Here is a 4,641-nt window from a genome sequence, read left to right on the forward strand (position 1 = left end):
GGGGACGGACCGCGTCCGCGGACGGCGCGGCTGCGTCCTCGCGGGGCGGCGTGGCCGGGACCAGGTGCGTGCCGGGAAGGGAGAGCTGGATGGGATCCTGCTCCGCGTCCGGAGGCGTGTCCTCGCCGGTGAGGAGTGCCACGGGTGCCAGGTGGGCCGGGAGGGTGGCCGCGGGTGCCAGTTCGATTTCCAGTTCAGGCAGGCCGGCAGCAGCAGATGAAGATCTCTTTTTCTCCTTCTCCCTTCTGTTTCTTGCGGGGGACGTCCCGGACGTGTCCCGAGGACGTCCGGCGGACACGTCGATGCCCCTGGCGGCGGCGCGTTCCCGTCGCTTGCGCTCGGCCTCCTTCTTCCGCTTGTCGAGCACCCCGACGTAGCGATCACACAGGGTGAGGCGCACGCCGTCGTCCTCGCGGATCAGGAGGCGGGCACGGAGGAGGGCGGACCAGAAGGCGCCGGGGGTGCCCGTCCATCGGACGGCGGACTCCAGCGCTTCAATCCACACGGCCTCGTCCGCGGACGCGTCCCACGCCTGTCCGCCGGACGCGTCCGCGGACGGTCCGAAGGACACGAAGCGCCCTTCGGGCAGGGCCTGCACGGCCCAGATCTGCAACTCCACCATGGCGCCCAGGAACGCGCGGCGCTCCATGCCCAGCGAACGCGCGGCACCGATCACCGCGAGGCTCATGGGGAAGCCCACGTCCACCTGCACCCAGTCCAGACCCGCCACGTCCACGCCTCCCAGCCCGGACGCGGTGAGGCGTCCGGCCCTGTGTCCTGGTGCCCCTTACGGGCGTCCGTCCCTGCCCGATGTCGTGGGTCGTCCCCCGGTCCACTGATCCCGCGTTGATCGCACGGCCACGGCCGGAAGCCGGGCTCTCCACGAGCGCAGGAGGTGGGATGGGGGCGGGGGATGATCCACGGATCCGCGATCTGTGTCGTCGGGCCCGAACCGTCTACCCCCCGGGTTCTCCAGCGGACGTCCCGCGCAGGGACGCTACAGGGCGCTACAGCGTCAAGAGGCCGCCGCCCCACAGAAGGGGAGCGGCGGCCCGAGGGCTACAGGGATGATCCGCGGGATCAGCGGATCACGGACCGGTCACCGTGACGTTGTCGATGGCCAGACCACAGCTGACGCCACCGGAGGTGCTGGTGAACTGGATGCGGGACGTGGTGCTGGTGGCGTTGAACACGTATGTGCGCGGGAAGCTGCCCCAGGTCCCGGACGCATTGGAGATGCTGGCGCTGGACGGGCCGTAGTTGACGGTGGCCGACCGGGACACCGTGGTGCAATTGGGGCTGTTGGACACCCAGAAGGTCAACGTGTAGCCGCCGCCGACAACGGTGGGGACGTCCTGGTACAGGGAGCCCGCGCCCAGGCCGTTGAGGTCGATGGACTGCACGCCGTTCTGCGCCGCCTTGTACGTGCTCTTCATCACCTTGATGCCGGAGGTGATGGTCCAGCCCGGCAGCGCGGTGCTGCCCGCGCTGAGGACCACGTAGTTGGACGCGCCGATGCTGTTGGTCTCGAAGCTGCCATTGGTCGAGACGGTGATGCCCTGCTCGGCCTTGCCCAGCTCCGGGTCGTTGATCACCGCGTCCGGGCCCCCACAGCCCGCCAGCGCGAAAAAGCCAAAGCCCACCACCGCGCTGCAACGCAGCACATGCTTGCGATTCATGATGTGATTCCCCCTGGATGTGTTTCGCCCGCGCGTCGTGCGGCAGGCGAAACACACACTACATGTTTTCACATCGAGTGTGTGAAACTTCACATCTGGGGGTGGCTGGCTTGGTTGCCCTCCAGGCGGGTCAGGGAGGCGTGCAGTCACCCGTGGAGGCTGGGCTGAACACGGCGTTCGCGTTCACGGTGCAGGTCTGGATGCTGCGCAGGTGAATGAAGCCTACTGCGCCGCCACCGCCGCCGCCCGCGCCTTCGAAGCCAAGGTTGGTGTCACCGTTTTTTCCCATGCCCGCCGCGCCGTCCCGCGCGGCGCCCGGTCCGCCTTTGCCCTTGCTCACCGACGTAGAGGTGGCGCCTCCAGGGGCTTGGGCCCCGGTGTCGATGCTGCCACTGCTCGCGTTGGCCCCGTTTTCATCGTCGTTGTTCTTGGACGTACCTCCCTCGCCGCCGCCACCACCATTGGCGGTGAGGCGGGCATCGCTCATCAAGTTCACCGCGAAGGCCTCCACCACCAACCGGCCCCCGCTGCCGCCGCCGCCGCCGCCACCCGCTCCGGAGTTCTTGTTGGCCTGACCGCCAGCACCGCCGCCGCCGCTCACGGAGAGCGCCTTCTGGAGGGTCAGGGTCCGTGCCACGGAAAGCTGGAAGGCGCCGCCTCCGGCCCCTCCCTGTCCCCCCGCCATGTTGCCCGTGCCGCCGCCATTGCCTCCGGCACAGCCACCCAGCAACAGCAGGGGATCGTTGTTCTGGGGATCTCCCCCGGCCCGCGCCGTCCCGCCTGGTGAAAAGCCGGTGCCTCCGGCCGCGCCCGCGGTCGCGCTGCCACCGCCGCCGCCGCCTTCCGCCTCGCCACCGGTCACGGACCCTGTCGCGCCCGTGGAGGATCCGCACTGGCCATGGTTGCCGCCGGCTCCGCGCAGCGTGGGGCCGTTGAGGAAACGGCCATTGGCCAGGATGGGCTGCCCGGGATTCGCATCTCCATAGACGGCCAGGATGATGGGCAGCGCTCCCGTGAAGCGCAGCGGTCCACCCAACGTCAACGTGCTCACCGGGAGCAGCACCGCTTGCAGGCCGCCGTTCTGGGTCGTGACGACCCTCGGCTTGAGGCTGGTCCTGTTCGTCACGCGGTTTTCCGGATCCCACGCGAGCGTGTCCGTGTTGAAGGTCACTTCTCCGGAGGTGGTGAGGGCCGCGATGTCGGCGGGGTCGACCGCGTCCGGATCGAAGTTGCTGGGGCGGTAGGGGAATGCGCTGCATGCGCCGTCCCCTCCGCGGCACCATCCCGCGCGCTGGTTGAGCGGATTCACGCAGGCCAGGTTCACCTGCGCCGGGTCCGGAGCGTAGCTGCAATCATTGTTCGCCGTGCAGCCACTGGTCGCGGGCCGGAAGCACGTCTTGGTGGGGCACGGCGTTGGCATCCCGCCGAGGCAGGTTCCATTTCCATCACAGGTGTCGTTGATGGTGCAGGTCTGGGAATCCACGCACGCGGATCCAGCCACCTGCGGTTTGAATTCGCATGCGCCGGTGGCCTTGTTGCAGGTCCCCGAGCTCTGCATGCACGTCGCACTCTGGGTGCACGAACGCTCGGTGCCCACGCACTGCGCCGTGAGTCCCGAGCCCGCGCAGCGGTCGCTTACCGTGCAGGCATTGCCGTCGTCGCAGGCCTTGTCCACGCAATCCTGTTCCTGACAGCCGAACCGCTTGTTGCAGTTGAGATCCTCCGTCCCGGCGCACGTCTCCGAGGCCCCCGGATGGATGTCGGCCCGCTTGTCGTCGCAGTCGAAGAAACCTGCCGGTTCGACACCCGCGAGCACGGGCGAGCCGTCGCCGTCCCCGTCCACCGCCTTCAACGTGACGTCGAAGCGCGTGAACTCCTTGGGGACGACGGTGAGCGAAGCGTTCGTGAACCGCTCGACGGCCTCCCCCGAGCACTGGCTGCCCGTGAACTCGGCGAATGATGACGCCGTCACGCTCAGCGTCGCGTCCCAGTCCGCCTTGCGGCGTACGGCGACCAGGACCTCGTTCTTCTCCGTGTTCTTGAACTGGCTGGAGGGGATGTCCGTGGTCTCCTGGTGCCCCTTCGAATCCTTTGCCTCCACGCGCACGCAGGCGGGCTTGAAGGTGTCGTACTTCACGGACACGCGAATGGCGCCCTCTTCGGGCGCCTTCTCGCCACAGGCGGCCAGCAGCAACACACATCCCAACAGGCAGAGCCGGTGCATGGCTGCGCAGTCTACCTGTTGGCCCTTCTGCTCTGAAGCCTCAGGGGGCGGGACAGCCTCCCGTGGGGACCGGGCTGAGGATGGCGTCGTTCAGGGTGCAGGACCGGATGCTGCGCAGGTGGATGGAGCCCGCTGCGCCACCGCCACCACCGCCGCCGCCGTCACCCAACACGACCGTTGTTCCGTTGGCGCCAGAGGTTGGGGGGCTCGAGGTGCCACCCGAGCCACCGTTGCCACCCGTCGTGGCCGCGCCTGCGCCGCCGGTGGCGATGCTGTTGCCGTTCTCGCTACCACTCAAGCCATTCTCCCCTGCATTCGCGGCGCCGCTACCGGCGCCAGCACCCTCACCACCACCGCCGCCGTTGGCGGTCAGGCGTGCGTCGGACGTCAGGGTCACCTGGAAGGCTTCCAGCACGATGCGGCCCCCGCTCCCGCCGCCACCGCCACCCGCCGACTGGGCGGGTGAAGCGCTCGCCTTGCCGCCCAAGCCACCGCCGCCGCTCACGGAGAGGACCTTGCCGACGGTCAGTGTTCTTGCGACCGAGATCTGGAGGGCGCCGCCGCCAGCGCCGCCAAGCCCCCCCGCCGCGTTGACCGATCCTCCGCCTTGGCCTCCCGCGCACCCACCGATGAGGGGCATGAAGGTAGAGGGTTGCTGCGAGCCCGCGGCGCCCCGCGTGTTGCTGGCGTTGTAGCCATCTCCGCCATTCGCTCCCGCCGTCGCGCCGCCAGCACCCC

At 69.1% G+C, this 4,641-nt stretch carries 2 protein-coding genes and 2 pseudogenes; all 4 read right to left on the reverse strand.

The annotated features are described in order from the left end of the window. Positions 1-730, reverse strand: a pseudogene (locus tag D7W79_RS39025) (hypothetical protein); the annotation flags it as partial. Positions 731-1,088: 358 nt separating this feature from the next. Beyond that, positions 1,089-1,679 (reverse strand): DUF642 domain-containing protein, encoded by a 591-nt coding sequence (locus tag D7W79_RS39030; RefSeq protein WP_120530310.1) that lies wholly within the window; start codon positions 1,677-1,679, stop codon positions 1,089-1,091. Positions 1,680-1,809: 130 nt separating this feature from the next. Next, positions 1,810-3,903: a putative metal-binding motif-containing protein gene (locus tag D7W79_RS39035; RefSeq protein ID WP_120530311.1), complete on the reverse strand. Its 2,094-nt coding sequence runs from the start codon at positions 3,901-3,903 to the stop codon at positions 1,810-1,812. A gap of 40 nt (positions 3,904-3,943) precedes the next feature. Beyond that, positions 3,944-4,641: pseudogene (locus tag D7W79_RS39040) on the reverse strand (putative metal-binding motif-containing protein); the annotation flags it as partial.

This window comes from Corallococcus exercitus, from assembly GCF_003611585.1.
Classification (GTDB): Bacteria; Myxococcota; Myxococcia; order Myxococcales; family Myxococcaceae; genus Corallococcus; species Corallococcus exercitus.

Excerpts from the sequence above, each read along its gene's own strand:
- D7W79_RS39030 (WP_120530310.1), bottom strand. The coding sequence starts at position 1,679 with ATGAATCGCAAGCATGTGCTGCGTTGCAGCGCGGTGGTGGGCTTTGGC.
- D7W79_RS39035 (WP_120530311.1), bottom strand. The coding sequence starts at position 3,903 with ATGCACCGGCTCTGCCTGTTGGGATGTGTGTTGCTGCTGGCCGCCTGT.